Source organism: Ferrimonas futtsuensis DSM 18154, from assembly GCF_000422645.1.
In the GTDB taxonomy this organism is placed as follows: Bacteria; Pseudomonadota; Gammaproteobacteria; order Enterobacterales; family Shewanellaceae; genus Ferrimonas; species Ferrimonas futtsuensis.
This window is the reverse complement of the sequence record NZ_AUGL01000001.1, coordinates 402,730-418,907: the sequence shown is the minus strand read 5'-3', so window position 1 is coordinate 418,907 and position 16,178 is coordinate 402,730. Positions and strand designations below refer to the sequence as shown.

Here is a 16,178-nt window from a genome sequence, read left to right as displayed (position 1 = left end):
CAATGGGTTTTGAAATCCCAGATAGAAAAGCGCTTGCGAAAATGCAAACGAGAAAACAGCTTGTGCGAATTGTTCCAAATTCGTCTGACGACCATAGCGCTGTGGTCCCACCTGATCCCATGCCGAACTCAGAAGTGAAACACAGTAGCGCCGATGGTAGTGTGGGAGTTCCCATGTGAGAGTAGGTCATCGTCAGGCACTTATTCAGAGAGAAGCCCAACCGCAAGGTTGGGCTTTTTTCGTTTTAGGTTCTAAAGCACGCATGAGATCAGGCCCCTGATCCCATGCGCTCATTCCCGCCGCCGGCGCCCAGCAGTGAAACACAGCAACAACGATGGTGGTGTGGGTGTTTTCATGTGAGAGTAGGTCATCGTCAGGCACCAAATACGAGAAAGCCCGTAGCTAACGCTACGGGCTTTTTTCGTTTGTGCTTTTTCCTTCTTCCTGGTTGCTCGATAAGGGCAACGAAGTGCTTCCCGCCCCCCACGCACAATCGTCTTCCTGATGAATATCAGGATCCGGTGTCTTTTCTTACAGAGCCCAGTAAGGACAATAAAACCGAAGACACTGGATACCGGCGTTCGCCGGCATGACGGTGCTGGGGGAAGCCGCACCCTAATGAATAAGCAGAGACGAAGCCTTCCGTCCCTCACGCGCAATCGCCTCCCTGGCGCATGCCAGGGCCCAGCGGCTTTAAATCAAAGACACACTTTCCGATCACACCCAGAAGCTTTATTTGTGTTCTCTCAGGCAGTGAATTTCACCTGTCGGTCGGCGTTGACCTGTGCCTGTATTCTTGGGCTTTGCATTTGGAGATTTTCCTCTGCAGGCCCCGAAATAATAGGATCCTAGAGAATTTGCTCTATGACTGGTCTGAACAGTTGGTGTGGAACGTGCTCTGCTGCACAATTTAAGTGAGATCGACCTTACCTGGCCGGTCTGAGTTGGGTAAGATTCGCTGAAAACAGTGAACATCTGTACGCTAAATCCGTTTCGGTGGGAGTAAGCAGTGACCCAACTTCTCGAAGATCTGCATCTGGTAGATCTGATTCAGGACCAAATTAAGGCGCTGCCACAGCAGCCCGCCATCTCCTATCGTGAGAAGGGAGAGTGGCACCCCATCAGCTGGAGTGAGCTGGGCGGTAGGCTGACCCAGCTGGCCAGGGTGATGATCCACCTGGGCATCGAAACTCAGGACAAGGTGGCCATCTTTGCCCAGAACTCCGATCGCTGGGCGATGACCGATCTCGCTGCCATGCAGTGCCGCTCCGTTGTTGTACCCATTTACCCCACCAATACTGCAGATCAGGCCAGGTATATCATCAATGATGCCGGTGCCAAGCTGCTGTTTGTGGGTGATCAGGAGCAGTATGACAAAGCCATTGAGGTGGTGGAGCTGTGTCCGACCCTGACCAACATCGTGTTGATGAAACCGTCTATCAGCAAAGCCGATTGTCCTGTGGTCCAGCATTACTTCCACGAGCTGTTGGAGTATGACGTCGACTACTGCCAGGCTCAGCACCAGGTGCGTCTTGATGGTCGCAGCCTGGATGACCTGATGACCCTGATCTACACCTCAGGTACTACGGGAGAGCCCAAAGGGGTGATGCTGGATTATCGCAATTTTGCCAGTACCACCAGGCAGCATTCCCGCATCCTGAGCTTCAACGCCGGAGAGCGTTCCCTGGCCTTCCTGCCTCTGTCTCATGTATTTGAGCGGGGCTGGACCCTGTTTGCACTGGGCCGAGGTGGTCACGTCGGCTTCCTGGAAAATCCTGCCGATGTTCAGAAGGCATTGACCGAGTTTAAGCCTGCGGTGATGTGTGCGGTACCTCGTTTCTACGAGAAGGTCTACAGCGCGGTGGCCGACAAGGTGGGTAAGGCTCCCGCTCCCCGTCGGTTCCTATTCTATTGGGCCCTGCGTCAGGGACGTATCCGCTTCGAGGCGGCCAACAATGACCAACGATTGAACCCGGTGCGCAAGCAACTGGTGCAGCTGGCCGATAAGCTGGTGCTGTCCAAGTTACGAGGAGTCTTGGGCGGGGAGATCCGCTTTATGCCCTGTGGTGGCGCCAAGCTTGATGATGTGGTCCACGAGTTCTTTCAGTCGGTGGGGATCACTCTGTTGTGCGGTTACGGCATGACTGAAACGACGGCCACCATCAGCTGTGGTTTGCCGGGGTCCATCCGCCTCAAGGGTAATGGTCGTCCCATGCCTGAGGTTCAGGTGAAGATCGGCAAGAATGACGAGCTTCTGGTGAAGGGCGATACGGTGATGAAGGGCTACTACAACCGCCCTGCAGAGACCGCAGAGGTCTTCGAAGATGGCTGGTTGAAGACTGGCGATGCCGGCCACCTGGATGACGAGGGACACCTGCACATCACTGATCGCATCAAGGAGCTGATGAAGACCTCCAACGGCAAGTACATTGCGCCTCAGCGAGTCGAAGGGATGGTTGCCAGAGATCCTCTGATTGAACAGGTGGCGGTGGTGGCGGAAGCCCGCAACTATGTGTCGGCACTGATTGTACCTGCGTTTGAATCCCTGGAGAGCTGGGCCAAGGAGAAGGGCATCAAATACAAGGATCAGCTGGAACTGATTCAACACTCAGACGTGGTGGAGCATTTCGAGCAGCGTCTGAAGGAGGTGCAGCAGGAGTTGGCCAAGTTTGAGCAGGTGAAGAAGTTCACCCTGTTGCCCCGTGAGTTCTGCATGAAGCGTGGTGAGTTGACTCCAACCCTGAAGCTGAGACGCAAGGTGATCAACGAGCGGTTTGCCGAAGAGATTGATGCCATGTACAGCAAGGCGAAAAAGCTGGTCGGACGTAAGAAAGCGTCGATGAAGTAATATCAGGCTGCCTGAGTCTTCGGGCGTTGATACCGGTTTTGGCTTAAGCGGAACGCTTGACGAAGAGGGTGCCTCACAGGCACCCTTTTTTATGCATAGAAAAGGAGTTGCCATGCATACCATTACCCTGAGTCCCAGGTTTTCTGAAACAGATGCCCTGGGTCACATCAACAATACTGTGGTGCCTGTCTGGTTTGAAGAGGCCCGCACGCCGATCTTTCGCTGCTTTGTCCCCAGCCTGGACCACAGAGAGTGGAACCTGATTCTGGCTGGGTTCAAGGTGGATTATCTTCTGCCAACCTATTATGGCCAGGATGTGGTGATCACCACTGGGGTCAACCAGGTGGGCAACAGCTCACTGAAGATCTGGCATCAGGCCTCTCAGGAGGGCAAGGTGGTGGCCAGGGCCGAAGTGGCCATGGTGCACTATGACTATGGCGAAGAGAAGCCGGTGCGGATACCCGATGAGATCCGTGAGGCCCTGGGGCCCCTGCTTGGAGACAAACCCTGGGATTAAAAAAAGCGGCCGGTTGGCCGCTTTTTTTAGAAGCTTGAGAGCTTGAGGTGACCGAAGTCTTCAATCACCTGATGCTTGCCCTGTCGAATCGAGTCGGAGCGGACAATCTGGCACGTCTTCAGGCCCGCGGCCTTGGCGGCATTGAGCTCTTCCAGGCTGTCGGAGATGAACAGAATCAGGTTGGGCCACATGCTGATGGTGTTGATGATGTTGCGGTAGGCCTGAGACTCCACCTTCTGACCCACATGGGTATCGAAGTGGCCATGGAACATGTTGCGCAGGTCACCAAACTGGCTGTGTTGGAACAGCAGTTCCTGGGCTTCCGTGGAACTGGAGGAGTAGCTGTAGATGCGCGTGCCCTGTTCTTTGAGGGACTTCAGGGCTTCCATGGCATCGGGGTAGATGTGGCCTTCCAGCGCACCTTTCTGATAGCCCTGGCGCCAGATCATTCCCTGGATGGTTTTAAGAGGGGTGGCCTTCTTATCCTGGGCGATCCATTCCAGCAGGATCTCAACGACGCGAGCCAGCTCTGCATCGGGTTCGCCAGCCAACTCCTTGACGTCATCGATACAGTGGGAAACCACCACGTGGTCTTGATTGTCTTCGATAAACTTAGCCATCTCATTGGCTGAGTAAGAAAACAACACTTTCTGAATGAAGTCGTAATCCGTGGTGGTACCGGCGGTATCTACGATAACGGCTTGAATTCCCATAGTCCCTACAATAAATAAAGTCGCATCAGCGCAAATATTAGCGCCGAGGCGTGTTCAATGCCAGCTTTAACTTAACCCATTCGTACTACTTTTCCGCCCTTGTAGACCGCTTTGCAGGGGCGGTTGCCGTATTGCCAGGCCAGTTCGGCGGGGTGGCCGATGGCCCACTGAGCCAGATCGGCCTCCATACCGACTTTGAGCTGGCCCACACGGTCACCGACGCCGAGGGCGCGGGCGCCATTGCGGGTGACGCCGGCCAGGGCTTCAGCCGGGGTGAGGCCAAACAGGGTGCAGGCCATATTGATCATCAGAAGTGTAGAGCACAGGGGGGAGCTGCCCGGGTTGAAATCCGACGCCACCGCCATGGGGACGCCGTACTGGCGCAGCAGGTCGATGGGGGGCTTGCGGGTCTCTCTGAGAAAGTAGAAGGCACCGGGGAGAATTACGGCAACGGTGCCGGACTCGGCCAGGGCCTGAACACCCTCCTCATCCAGACACTCGATGTGGTCCACCGACAGCGCCTGATAGCGGGCGGCCAGCTTGCTGCCCCCCATGTTGGACAGCTGCTCGGCGTGCAGTTTTACCGGAAGCTTATGCTTCTGCGCCGTGCGGAACACCTGCTCGGTCTGCTCCAGATCGAAGGCGATGTTTTCACAGAACACATCCACGGCGTCGGCCAGTTTGTCGGCGGCGATGGCCGGAATCATCTCATCGCACACCAGGTCCACATAGGCCTGTTCCTTGCCCTTATAGTCGGCTGGCACGGCGTGGGCACCGAGGAAGGTGGTGTGGACATCCAGGGGGTGAACCTCGCCCAGGTAGCGGGCCAGGCTCAGCATCTTATGCTCGGTTTCGGTATCCAGCCCGTAGCCCGATTTGATCTCTACCCGGGTCACGCCCTCAGCCAGCAGTGCATTGAGGCGCTCCCGGCCTAGCTGGAACAGGGTTTCCCTGTCCGCCTCCCGGGTGGCCTTGACCGTGGAAAGGATGCCGCCACCCTGACGAGCGATCTCTTCATAGGTGGCGCCATTGAGCCTGGCCTCGAACTCGCTGGCCCGGGTGCCGGCAAACACCAGGTGGGTATGGCAGTCCACCAGGCCTGGGGTCAGCCACTGGCCGTTGCCCTTGATCACCGGCATGGAGAGGGGGTCAAACTCGGGCAGCTCAGAGCGCGGGCCCACCCAGGCAATTCGGCCATCTTTGACCGCCAGGGCGGCGTCCTCAATCTCGCCATAACTGCCTGATCTGTCTGGATCCATGGTGGCCAAGTTGATGTCTATCCAAAGCTGATCCCACTCCATTTCGTGCTCCTTGGGCTCAAATTATCTATCGGCATTCTGGCAATCTTTGCTTGTATATACAAGTTGTCTGTGTCATTTTTGATCGAAGAGACCACCCTGGGAGCCCATTTTGGCCGCACCAAAATTCATTGAAATTAAGCAGCACCTCACCGAGCTGATAGAGCAGGGGAAGTTGGCCGAGCACGCCAAGGTGCCTTCGGAGAACGCCCTGGCCGCCCAGTTTGAGTGTAGCCGGATGACCGCTCGCCGGGCCCTTACCGAGCTGGTGGAGCAGGGAGTGCTGGTGCGCAGTCAGGGGCAGGGGACCTTTGTGGCGTCCCTGAAGTCCCAGGGGTCTATGCTGACCATTCGTAACATCGCCGATGAGGTGAAGGAGCGGGGCAGGGACCACAGGGTTCAGGTGCTGGCCAAGACCCGGCTGGCTGCCGACACCGAGGTGGCCATTGCGTTGGGGCTGACCCCGGGAACCGAGGTGGGTCATACCGCCCTGTTGCATCTGGAGGAGGGACTGCCGATGCAACTGGAGCATCGCTACGTCAACCTGGCCCTGGTGCCTGGGTACCTGGATCAGGACTTTGCCCTGCAGACACCCCATGAGTACCTGAGCCAGGTTGCGCCCCTGACCGAAGCCCACCATGAGGTGGAGGCGGTGGTGGTGGACCGGGCTACCGCAGAGTTGCTGCAACTGGGGCCAAGCGAGCCCTGTTTGAGAATTTTACGCCGCACATGGAGTCGCTCCGGTGCGGTGAGCTTTGCCAGACTGACTCACCCGGGAAGCCGCTACCGGCTGGGTGGCCACCTGGTGATGGACAATTAGAACAGTGAGGAGATCACGATGAGCACCAACAAGGACACCGCAAGCCGCCTGGACGAGAGCCGGGTGATCCGTGCACCGCGAGGCACTGAACTGAACGCCAAGAGCTGGCAGACCGAAGCCCCCCTGCGGATGCTGATGAACAACCTGGATCCGGATGTGGCAGAGCACCCCCAGGGTCTGGTGGTGTACGGCGGCATCGGCCGCGCGGCCCGTAACTGGGAGTGCTTCGATCAGATCGTCGCAACCCTGAAACGCCTGGAGCTGGATGAGACCCTGCTGGTTCAGTCCGGCAAGCCCGTGGGCGTGTTCAAAACCCACGAGAACGCCCCCCGGGTGCTGATCGCCAACTCCAACCTGGTGCCCCATTGGGCCAACTGGGAGCACTTCAATGAGCTGGATAAGAAGGGGCTGGCCATGTACGGCCAGATGACCGCCGGCTCCTGGATCTACATCGGTACCCAGGGCATCGTCCAGGGCACCTATGAGACCTTCGTGGCCGTCGCCAAGAAGCACTTCGACGGACAGGCGGCGGGTCGCTGGATCCTCACCGGTGGCCTGGGTGGCATGGGCGGTGCTCAGCCCCTGGCCGCCACCATGGCCGGTTTCTCGATGATTGCCGTGGAGTGCGATGAGACCCGCATCGATTTCCGTCTGCGTACCGGGTATGTGGATAAGAAAGCCTACAGCCTGGATGAGGCGATGGGGATGATCGACCAGGCCAAGGCGGAAGGCAAGCCGGTGTCCGTGGGTCTGCTGGCCAACGCTGCCGACATCTTCGGCGAGCTGGTGGAGAAGAACATTACCCCGGATGTGGTCACCGACCAGACCTCTGCCCACGATCCGCTGAACGGTTACCTGCCCCAGGGCTGGACCATGGCCCAGGCCGCCGAGATGCGCCTGACCGATGAGGCTGCGGTGGTGAAGGCGGCCAAGGCCTCCATGGCGGTTCAGGTTCAGGCGATGCTGGATCTGCAGGCCCGTGGTGCCGCCACCCTGGATTATGGCAACAACATCCGTCAGATGGCCTTGGAAGAAGGGGTGAAGAACGCCTTCGATTTCCCCGGTTTCGTGCCGGCCTACATCCGTCCGCTGTTCTGTGAAGGCATTGGTCCCTTCCGTTGGGTGGCCCTGTCCGGTGATCCAGAGGACATCTATAAGACCGACCAGAAGGTGAAGGAGTTGATCCCCGACGACCCGCACCTGCACAACTGGCTGGATATGGCCCGTGAGCGTATTCATTTCCAGGGCTTGCCTGCTCGCATCTGCTGGGTGGGTCTGAAAGATCGTGCCCGTCTGGGCCGTGCCTTTAATGAGATGGTGAAAAACGGTGAGCTGAAGGCGCCCGTGGTGATCGGTCGTGATCATCTGGATTCCGGCTCCGTGGCCTCCCCCAACCGGGAAACCGAAGGGATGATGGACGGTTCCGACGCCGTCTCTGACTGGCCGCTGCTGAACGCTATGCTCAATACCGCAGGTGGCGCCACCTGGGTAAGCCTGCACCACGGCGGTGGTGTTGGCATGGGCTTCTCCCAGCACTCCGGCATCGTCATCCTGTGTGACGGCAGCGACGAGGCCGACACCCGCATCGGCCGCGTGCTTTGGAATGACCCGGCCACCGGGGTGATGCGTCATGCCGATGCCGGGTACGACATCGCCAAGAGCTGCGCTCGTGAGCAGGGCCTGGATCTGCCCATGGAGAACAAATGATGCTGGAACTGACCCTGAATCCGGGCCGGCTGACTCTGGCCCAGCTGCGCGACATTGATCAGCAACGGCTGAAGCTGACCCTGGCCGACAGTGCCTATGCCGCCATCGACAAGAGTGCCGCCACCGTGCAGCAGGTGATCGATGAGGACCGGGTGGTCTACGGCATCAACACCGGTTTTGGTCTGCTGGCCAATACCCGCATCGGCAAGGATGACCTGGCATTGCTGCAGCGCTCCATCGTGCTGTCTCATGCCGCCGGTACCGGCGAGCCCATGAGCGACAGTGCCGTGCGCCTGATGATGGTGCTGAAGATCAACTCCCTGGCCCGGGGGTTCTCCGGCATCCGCCGCGAGGTGATCGATGCCCTGATCGCCCTGGTGAACGCCGAGGTCTACCCCATAGTGCCGGAGAAGGGATCTGTGGGTGCCTCCGGCGACCTGGCGCCCCTGTCCCATATGGTGCTGCCGTTGCTGGGTGAGGGCGAAGTGCGTTATCACGGCGAGATCATCGACGCCGCCACCGGCCTGGCCAAGGCAGGCCTGAGCCCCATGGAGCTGGCGCCCAAGGAGGGCCTGGCCCTGCTCAACGGTACCCAGGCCTCCACCGCCCTGGCCCTTCAGGGGCTGTTCCGTGCCGAAGACCTGTGGGCCGGCGCGTCTGTGGTTGGCGCCATGAGCGTCGAAGCGGCCCTGGGCAGTCGCCGCCCCTTCGATGCCCGCATCCACGAAGTGCGCGGTCAACGTGGGCAGATGGACTCTGCGGCGGTGTTCCGTCACCTGCTGGATGACAACTCCGAACTGGGTGACAGCCACGCCGGCTGCGAGAAGGTGCAGGATCCCTACTCCCTGCGCTGCCAACCCCAGGTGATGGGCGCCTGTCTGACCCAGATCCGCCAGGCGGCCGAGGTGTTGCTGGTGGAGTCCAACGGCGTCACCGACAACCCCCTGGTGTTTGCCGACGAGGGTGACATCATCTCCGGCGGTAACTTCCATGCGGAGCCCGTGGCCATGGCGGCGGACAACCTGGCCATCGCCATCGCCGAGATTGGCGCCCTGGCGGAGCGTCGCATCGCCCTGCTGATCGACCGCAATCTCTCCGGCCTGCCGCCCTTCCTGGTGGACAACGGCGGGGTGAACTCCGGCTTCATGATCGCCCAGGTGACGGCGGCGGCCTTGGCCAGTGAAAACAAGACCCTGGCCCATCCTGCGTCCGTAGACAGTTTGCCCACCTCGGCCAACCAGGAGGACCACGTCTCCATGGCCACCTTCGCTGCCCGCCGTCTGCGGGAGATGGCGGAGAACAGCCGAGGCGTGCTGGCGGTGGAGCTGCTGGCGGCGGCTCAGGGGCTGGATTTCCGCAAGCCTCTGAAGGCCAGCGTCCAGGTGGAGCAGGCCAAGGCGCAGCTGCGTCAGCGGGTCAGCTTCTACGACAAGGACAGGTACTTCGCGCCGGACATCACCAAGGCCACAGCGCTGCTGTTTGAAGCGGGTTACAACGTTTTGTTACCTAAAGGGATTCTTCCCAGTCTGTAAAATAGACAAGCTGGCCTATAATTGAGACAAGCCCCGCACCTGCGGGGCTTTTTTCTGGATGGCTCTGCCAGTATTCTGGAGTCATTACCCTACTGACGGACCCCTGCGTGGAACAAGAGATTAAGAATGAGATGCGTCACTGGCTTGCCCAGTGGCTGACCAGCTTGGATATGCCCACCAAGGGCGACGACCCCATTACCGTGGTGGTGCTGGCGGTGATCGCTCTGATGACCGCCTTGCTGGTGTATGGCCTGTTTATGCGGGTGCTGGTGCGCGGCGCCCGCAAGGTGATCGCGCGCAATACTGCCTGGTCTGCACCGGTTCAGCAGTACAGGGTGCTGGAGAAGCTGGCCCAAATTGCCCCCGTTGTGGTGCTGGACCTGTTTACTCCCATGGTGCTGAGCCTGTGGCCCACCTGGCAGAACCTGATCTCGAGGGCACTGGAACTGGTCATGCTGGTGATGGTGCTGAGGGTGTTTTTCGGAGTTCTGGACATCGTGCGGATGCTGATCGCCACCCGTCCCGAAGGGCGCAGGCTGCCGGTGCAGAGCATAGTCCAGCTGACCAAGCTGTTCCTGTTTATTGTCGGCCTCATCCTGTTTATCGGCATACTGCTGGATAAGTCGCCCCTCTATCTGCTCTCCGGCTTGGGTGTGGCAACCGGTCTGGTGATGTTGGTGTTCCGTGACACCATCCTTGGGTTTGTGGCGGGGATCCAGTTGGCCGCCAACCGCCTGGTCAGCCCGGGAGACTGGATAGAGATGGCCAAATACGGTGCCGATGGTGAGGTACTCGAGGTCACCCTGACCACGGTCAAGGTGCAGAATTGGGACAAGACGATCACCATGATTCCCGCCTATGCCCTGACGACGGATTCGTTCCGAAACTGGCGAGGGATGCAGGAGTCCGGCGGGCGCCGCATAAAGCGCGCTATCCTGCTGGATGTGAATTCGGTGAAGTTTGTCGATGAGGCGCTGTTGGCGAAACTCAAGGAGATCAGCCTGCTGACTCCCTACCTGGCGCAGAAGCATTCGGAGCTGGCTGAGGCCAATGCCGGGCGTGAGGATATGGCGATGCCGGTGAACGGCCGACGCCTGACCAATCTGGGTTGCCTGCGGGCCTATCTGGATGCCTACCTCAGCACCAATCCTCACCTGACCCCCGAGATGACCATGATGGTGCGTCAGCTGGCGCCGAGTGAACTGGGGCTGCCCATGGAGATCTACTGCTTTACCAATGATACTCGCTGGGTCAACTACGAGGGGATCCAGGCAGACATCTTCGATCACCTGCTCGCCATATTGCCGGAGTTCGAACTCAAGCCGATGCAGCGGCCGACAGGCCAGGACTTTGCCCGGGCCGCCGTTCACTCCTCATAACGGGGCACCGGCTGGGGGTATTTGCCTGGAATGGCGCGGAAGAAGTCGAGGATGTTGTTCATATCCTCGGTGATGCTCTCGCCCGCCATCAGAGGGGGACGGATCACCACCCTGCGCTGCTTGAAATCCAGTCCGGCGCAGTAGATGGGGACCCGGGCCTGACGGGCGATGTGATAGAAGCCGGTTTTCCATCGGGAGACCGGCTTTCTCGTGCCCTCAGGGGCCAGAGCCAGGATGAAGTTTTTCCGGGTGGCAAACAGTTCGACGGCGGTGCTGACCAGGTTGTTCTGCTTTCCTCGGTTGACCGGAAATCCACCCAGGGCCCGGAACAACCAGCCGGTGGGCCAGCGAAACAGCTGGTGCTTGCCAATGAAGTTGGCGCTCATGCCCAGGGCCCACTGGGCCAGTATGCCCAGGGGGAAGTCCCAATTGCTGGTGTGAGGACCAACGACAACGATGTAGCGCCCTTGGGCGGGGATCTCACCCTCGATGGTCCAGCCAAGCCGTTTGAGCAGCCAGGCGGAGAAAGATTGCCTCATAGTGGTCAGGTGGTTAGTGTCTGGTGCATAGTCTATTGAGTATACCAATTGGCAAAAGTGCCCCAAAACGGGCCAATTCAGGGAGGAGTGGAATGAAGCGTGTGGTGATAGGGCTGGTGGCCGTATTATTCAGTGCGGGCCTGTGGGCCAACGAGGTGGAGATCCGACAGGTGCTGGAGCAGCAGCGTCAGGCCTGGAACCGGGGAGACATTCCCGGCTACATGCAGGGTTACTGGCACAGCGACCAGCTGAGATTTATCTCCGGCGGCAAGATCAAGTACGGCTGGGAGACCACCCTCAAGGGGTATCTGCATCGTTATCCCGATGCCGCCACCATGGGCCAGTTGAAGTTCGAGCTGGAGTCGGTGCAGATGCTGGCGGAGGACGCCGCCCTGGTGGTGGGTCGTTGGACCCTGATCCGTGAAAAGGACCAGCCGGGCGGCGAATTCACCCTGATCTTTCGCAAGCTAGGGGGGCAGTGGCGCATCGTCCACGATCACACCAGTTAGCACTGACCAGCTAAGGGGCCGATAGGGCGCTAGTGCCCCTGGTGTTGCTCCTCGCCATGGAGGTGATCACTGGCGCCGCTGTGGCCGTGATCCGGGTGGGCCACCATCAACAGCACCAGGAACAGCAGGCCCAGGCCTCCGCCAATCCAGTGAGTGGAGTTGATGGCTGGCAGGCCGCCGTGGTGGTGACCATGATCGTGGCTGTGACGCTCATGGGGGCGATGCCAGAGCACATGCAAGATGGAGCCGGTAACGAAGGACTGAAGATAAACGATGTGGGTGGCGGTCATATGGTGCAGCAGCTCTGGCCCCAGCTCGAACCCGATCAGGGTGGCAACCATCATCAGCCCCAGTACCCCGGTGGCGATCAGTCGCCCGTAGGCGGGACGCAGCAACCACCACACCGCCAGGCCGGCGGGCATCCGGTGAAGAATAATGCCGAAGGCCAGCAGCAGGGGGCCCTGCTCGTTGGCAGCCATAAACAGAGCGCTGCCATCGGTGACCGCATGCAGCAGCAGACCAAACACCCCGAGGGCGACCGTCAGGTTATGGGCAAAGGCGGAGTGACTTTTGAACAGCTTCTCCGACAGGGTTGGGCCAAACAGCCCCAGAAGAACGAAGAGAATCGCTGGCAGTCCCCCCAGGGTCACTACCTGGGGCAAAACATCGAATATTACCAGGCCACCCAGGGAGACCATCACGAAGGCGCCGATGGCGGTGATGATTCCGGTCTGGTTTTTCAGACCATGGTGGAGAATGGGGCCGACGGCCAGGATCAGCAGACTGGCGATCAAGTAGTTCATAAATGATAACTGTTCTCAACTGGGGTGCGTACGTTAACCTGTCTCATCAACGAAGTCCAGAAACAAAAGGGGCTGCCCAGCCCCTTTGTCTGTCATCCCTTTCTAGAGGTAGTTGGTCAGATCCAACTTGTAGTCTCTTGGGTCGATCGCCTTGACGATGGAATCGTTGTGCTTTTCCAGCTCAATCTCCGACTGCATCACGTGGGTGTTGCTTTTCAGGTTGTAGACCACCTTGACCAGGGGTTTGGTGGGCTTCCTGTCCTGAGTCTCCATGACAATGCCAACCTTGCCACTGGAGAGTTCTACCATACAGCCATTGGGGTAGACGCCCAGGGTTTGGATGAACTTCACCACCAGGTTTTTATCCAGGGCGTGAGGAGTCATCTCCAGCAGGCGCTTCAGGGCCAGGGTGGGGGCCATGCCCTTGTGGTAGACCCGATCGGCGGTCATGGCGTCATAGATGTCGCAGATGGCGACCATCCGGCCCGCCATGGAGATCTGTTCCCCATTGAGGCCCATGGGATAGCCGGTACCGTCCAGCTTTTCATGGTGCATGGCGGCCACATCCAGGCTTACCTTACTGATGCCGGGAGTGGCGGCGATAATGGTGCGGCTGTGGGCCGCATGACTCTTCATCACCTCAAACTCTTCGGCAGTCAGCTTACCCGGTTTGTTGAGGATCGCCTCGGGAATGCGGACCTTCCCAATGTCATGCAGCAGGGAGCCTACACAGAGCTGGTGCAGGGTGGTGCCGCTGATCCCAAGGGCTCTGGCAAACAGAGTCATCAGGATGGTCACTCCCAGGGAGTGCTCCAGAAGGTAATCATCCTTATCCTTGATCAGGCGCAGGCAGGCCAGGGCGCTGGGATTACGGAATACGCTTCCGATAAACTCATCCGCCATGGCGTTCACCGGTTGCAGATCGATCTTTTGACCCAGCTTGACGTCGGACATCAGCCTGGACTGCAGCAACTTGGCCTGGTTGAGCAGTTTCTTTGCCCTGGGCAGTTCACTCTTGAGGTTGGCTTTATTTTGGGGGGGCGCTTTAACCTTGGTGGCCGAACTGGCACCGCCGGCGGGGGGCTTTTTGGACTTACTGGGATCGATGATGATGCGCTCCACCCCGAGGTTGCGCAGCACCCCCAGGGCCGAGGGGTCCTGGATATAGCCTTTCTGTACCATGGACAGTGACGAGTGATCTGGGATGCTCTCCACATACATGCCCAGCGCCAACTGCTCTATCGGGATGGTTTTCATCTTGTTGTCGCGTTCTTTTCCTTTTTGGGCGACCCTGATTCGGTCTCCGGTACTCAGTTACCTTAACCACTGGTGCGTTGAGATCAACTCTCCCGCGAGTGTTTAACGGCCATTTGTATTGTGCCTAAGTTTGCCGAGCGTCATTCTCCCCATTATCTGCCATTGTTAACGTAAAAAAAATGTCATTTAAGCCCTAATTCACCGATTAGAGGCAGTAAAGCAGAGATTCAGTTCGCGAATCAGGTAACTTTTGCTTACCTTATTAATTAGGTGCCCGTCATACGGCCAGGCGAAGAACTCAATCCTGGAGGGCTGGGTTGCATCAGAGGAGTGATCATGACTGCACAGGACATCAAGTTGCTAGGAGAACTGGAAGATCACGCCCAAAAGCAGTGGAATCATCTGCTCAATATGCTCTGTCAGGTCACCGGCCTGCCCGGAGCCTACTTCTCTCGCTGTGACACCGAAAACATGAAGATCCTGGCCACCAGCGACGGCTGTCCGCCCCTGACCTCTCCCGGGGATAAATTTCCCATCTGCGATCTCTACTGTGAGCATGTGATGAAAACCGGTTCGGTCCTGGCGGTGGACAACGCCTGGGAGGAGCCGCTGTGGGCCAATGGTCGGGAAACCCGGGTCGGGGTGCTCAGCTACTTGGGGCTGCCGGTGCGTCAGCCCGATGGCTGCCTGTTCGGCACCCTGTGCATCTATGATCTGGTGAGTCAGGACCACATCCACCAATGGCAGGCATTGCTGCAATCTGTGGTGAACATCATCGAATCTGATCTGAATTTGCTGGAACTTGGGAAGACTCTGGCCAATGACAGTGTCACCGACCCTCTGACCAACTTGCTCAATCGTCGCGGTATGGAGAGCCGGCTCGAAGAGCTGCTTTCTCTGGGGGGGCGCCTGGCAGCCAAGTCACCGGACAAGATGGTGCTGGGGCTGATGATGCTGGATATCGATCGATTCAAGCAGGTGAATGACACCTATGGTCATATCACCGGGGATGAGCTGCTGTGCCACTTTTCCGCGTTGCTCAGGGACGCGGTACGCAAAGAAGATCTGGTGGTGCGCTGGGGGGGGGAGGAGTTCCTGGTGCTGATTCCTGGCATCAACCTCAAGGATTTGGCCGGGCTGGCGGAGAAGGTCCGCCTGCTGGCCATGGCCTCGCCCCTGCCGGCCACGCCCGAGCCGCTTACCTTCACCGTATCTGTGGGTTACGGTGGCTGGAACCGTACCAGCATGGACCCTGAAGTGATGGAGCGCCTGGACCGTCATCTGCTCAGGGCCAAGGAACTTGGCCGCAACCGCTGCTGCGGAGAGCCGTTGCTTCAGTGAGCCTGGTCAGGGCGATAGAATTCGAACAGGCCAAACAGCAATACACGGCCGGTGGCCGCCAGCCCCCTACGGCGCACCACCAGAGTGACTGCGGCCAAGCTGATGTGGGCCGCCAGGGTCAACAGCAGTAACAGAGCCAGATACTCACCCAGGGGCAAAGGGGTGACAAGATTCAGTATCATCAACACCCAGGCCACCAGGGTGACACCGCGGCCCAATTTAAACAGAGATTCCATTAGTTGCTCCCCCGCTGAAACAGTCGATAGGCCACCTGGCCCGCCACCTTCTCCTTTAGCAGCATCCAGTGGGCTGGAACGCCCTCCAGGCTCAGCTCAGATTCGGTTTCCACATAGATCAGGGCCTCCTCTGCCAGCCAGTTCTCCTGCTCCAGCAGGGCCAGAACCGGGGACACCAGTCCCTGACGGAAGGGCGGGTCGACAAACACCAGATCCTGGGGTTGGCCACCCTGTTGCAGCAGGGTGCGGGTATCCCCCTGGAGCACGTTGGCGTTGTCGGCGCCCAGTGTCGCCAGGTTGCGTTTGAGCTGCGAGGCCGCCCCTTTGTCCAGCTCCATCAGGGTGACACTGGTGGCGTAACGGGACAGCGCCTCCAGTCCCAGGGCTCCGCTGCCAGCGAAGCAATCGAGGACCCGGGCATCCTGAGTGTCACCCTGAAGCCAGTTGAACAGGGTTTCCCTGACCCGATCCGTGGTGGGGCGAAGGCCCTGGAGGTCCGCCACCGGCAGTTTACGGCCACGAAAACGGCCGCTGATGATGCGGACCTGGCCACTGCCACCTTGGGTGGATGTGCGGGATTTGGGGTTTCGCGAGCCTCTGGCCATGGATTCCTCGGTTTTTGCTGCGTTTGTGGTTAGACTATGGCGCTTGAAAAACTCGCTATTGTAGCAGGGGCTCT

At 59.0% G+C, this 16,178-nt stretch carries 15 protein-coding genes and 1 rRNA gene; 9 read left to right on the top strand and 7 right to left on the bottom strand.

Annotation, left to right across the window (positions count from 1 at the left end; translation table 11 throughout):
* The first annotated feature begins 83 nt into the window (after positions 1–83).
* The 3 genes from rrf to G505_RS0102035 all read left to right on the top strand — a co-directional run bounded on the left by rrf (position 84) and on the right by G505_RS0102035 (position 3,365).
* Positions 84–198, top strand: a 5S ribosomal RNA gene (gene rrf / locus G505_RS0102045).
* A gap of 811 nt (positions 199–1,009) precedes the next feature.
* On the top strand, positions 1,010–2,848 hold the full coding sequence (locus tag G505_RS20295; RefSeq protein ID WP_051215796.1) for an AMP-dependent synthetase/ligase: 1,839 nt from the start codon (positions 1,010–1,012) through the stop codon (positions 2,846–2,848).
* 112 nt (positions 2,849–2,960) lie between these two features.
* Positions 2,961–3,365, top strand: a complete 405-nt coding sequence (locus G505_RS0102035; protein WP_028108066.1) for an acyl-CoA thioesterase — start codon at positions 2,961–2,963, stop codon at positions 3,363–3,365.
* 26 nt (positions 3,366–3,391) lie between these two features.
* On the opposite strand, the gene mtnC is transcribed toward G505_RS0102035, so the two are convergent.
* On the bottom strand, positions 3,392–4,078 hold the full coding sequence (mtnC, locus tag G505_RS0102030; protein WP_028108065.1) for an acireductone synthase: 687 nt from the start codon (positions 4,076–4,078) through the stop codon (positions 3,392–3,394).
* A 71-nt stretch (positions 4,079–4,149) separates the two neighbouring features.
* Complete coding sequence (hutI, locus tag G505_RS0102025) at positions 4,150–5,379, bottom strand: imidazolonepropionase (protein WP_028108064.1); 1,230 nt, start codon at positions 5,377–5,379, stop codon at positions 4,150–4,152.
* A gap of 109 nt (positions 5,380–5,488) precedes the next feature.
* Between hutI and hutC the strand changes: the two genes are divergently transcribed.
* The 4 genes from hutC (at position 5,489) to G505_RS0102005 (ending at position 10,814) form a co-directional block, all read left to right on the top strand.
* On the top strand, positions 5,489–6,196 hold the full coding sequence (gene hutC, locus G505_RS0102020) for a histidine utilization transcriptional repressor HutC (RefSeq protein WP_028108063.1): 708 nt from the start codon (positions 5,489–5,491) through the stop codon (positions 6,194–6,196).
* Between the two features lie 18 nt (positions 6,197–6,214).
* Positions 6,215–7,903, top strand: coding sequence for a urocanate hydratase (gene hutU / locus G505_RS0102015; RefSeq protein WP_028108062.1), 1,689 nt, complete (start codon positions 6,215–6,217; stop codon positions 7,901–7,903).
* Complete coding sequence (gene hutH / locus G505_RS0102010; protein WP_028108061.1) at positions 7,903–9,435, top strand: histidine ammonia-lyase; 1,533 nt, start codon at positions 7,903–7,905, stop codon at positions 9,433–9,435. The genes hutU and hutH overlap by 1 nt, the downstream gene beginning before the upstream one ends.
* Before the next feature lie 119 nt (positions 9,436–9,554).
* On the top strand, positions 9,555–10,814 hold the full coding sequence (locus tag G505_RS0102005; RefSeq protein WP_425402165.1) for a mechanosensitive ion channel family protein: 1,260 nt from the start codon (positions 9,555–9,557) through the stop codon (positions 10,812–10,814).
* Here the strand turns inward: G505_RS0102005 and G505_RS0102000 are convergent.
* Positions 10,802–11,353, bottom strand: coding sequence for a lysophospholipid acyltransferase family protein (locus G505_RS0102000; RefSeq protein ID WP_028108059.1), 552 nt, complete (start codon positions 11,351–11,353; stop codon positions 10,802–10,804). The genes G505_RS0102005 and G505_RS0102000 overlap by 13 nt on opposite strands.
* Before the next feature lie 92 nt (positions 11,354–11,445).
* On the opposite strand from G505_RS0102000, the gene G505_RS0101995 reads away from it, so the two are divergent.
* Entirely contained in the window at positions 11,446–11,862 is a 417-nt protein-coding gene (locus tag G505_RS0101995; RefSeq protein WP_028108058.1) for a YybH family protein, read from the top strand.
* Between the two features lie 29 nt (positions 11,863–11,891).
* Here G505_RS0101995 and G505_RS20290 read toward each other — a convergent pair whose 3' ends face one another.
* Both G505_RS20290 and G505_RS0101985 read right to left on the bottom strand, forming a co-directional pair.
* Positions 11,892–12,665, bottom strand: coding sequence for a ZIP family metal transporter (locus G505_RS20290; RefSeq protein WP_051215795.1), 774 nt, complete (start codon positions 12,663–12,665; stop codon positions 11,892–11,894).
* Positions 12,666–12,767: 102 nt separating this feature from the next.
* Positions 12,768–13,922 (bottom strand): cyclic di-GMP phosphodiesterase, encoded by a 1,155-nt coding sequence (locus G505_RS0101985; protein WP_028108057.1) that lies wholly within the window; start codon positions 13,920–13,922, stop codon positions 12,768–12,770.
* Between the two features lie 336 nt (positions 13,923–14,258).
* Between G505_RS0101985 and G505_RS22250 the strand changes: the two genes are divergently transcribed.
* The gene (locus tag G505_RS22250; protein ID WP_051215794.1) at positions 14,259–15,263 is read left to right on the top strand and encodes a sensor domain-containing diguanylate cyclase; all 1,005 of its coding nucleotides are present in this window, start codon (positions 14,259–14,261) and stop codon (positions 15,261–15,263) included.
* On the opposite strand, the gene G505_RS0101975 is transcribed toward G505_RS22250, so the two are convergent.
* Together G505_RS0101975 and rsmD are read right to left on the bottom strand one after the other, a co-directional pair.
* Positions 15,257–15,499, bottom strand: a complete 243-nt coding sequence (locus G505_RS0101975; protein WP_028108056.1) for a DUF1145 domain-containing protein — start codon at positions 15,497–15,499, stop codon at positions 15,257–15,259. The two genes, G505_RS22250 and G505_RS0101975, sit on opposite strands and share 7 nt — an antisense overlap.
* Positions 15,499–16,104 (bottom strand): 16S rRNA (guanine(966)-N(2))-methyltransferase RsmD, encoded by a 606-nt coding sequence (gene rsmD, locus G505_RS0101970; RefSeq protein WP_028108055.1) that lies wholly within the window; start codon positions 16,102–16,104, stop codon positions 15,499–15,501. The genes G505_RS0101975 and rsmD overlap by 1 nt, the downstream gene beginning before the upstream one ends.
* Between the last annotated feature and the right edge of the window lie 74 nt (positions 16,105–16,178).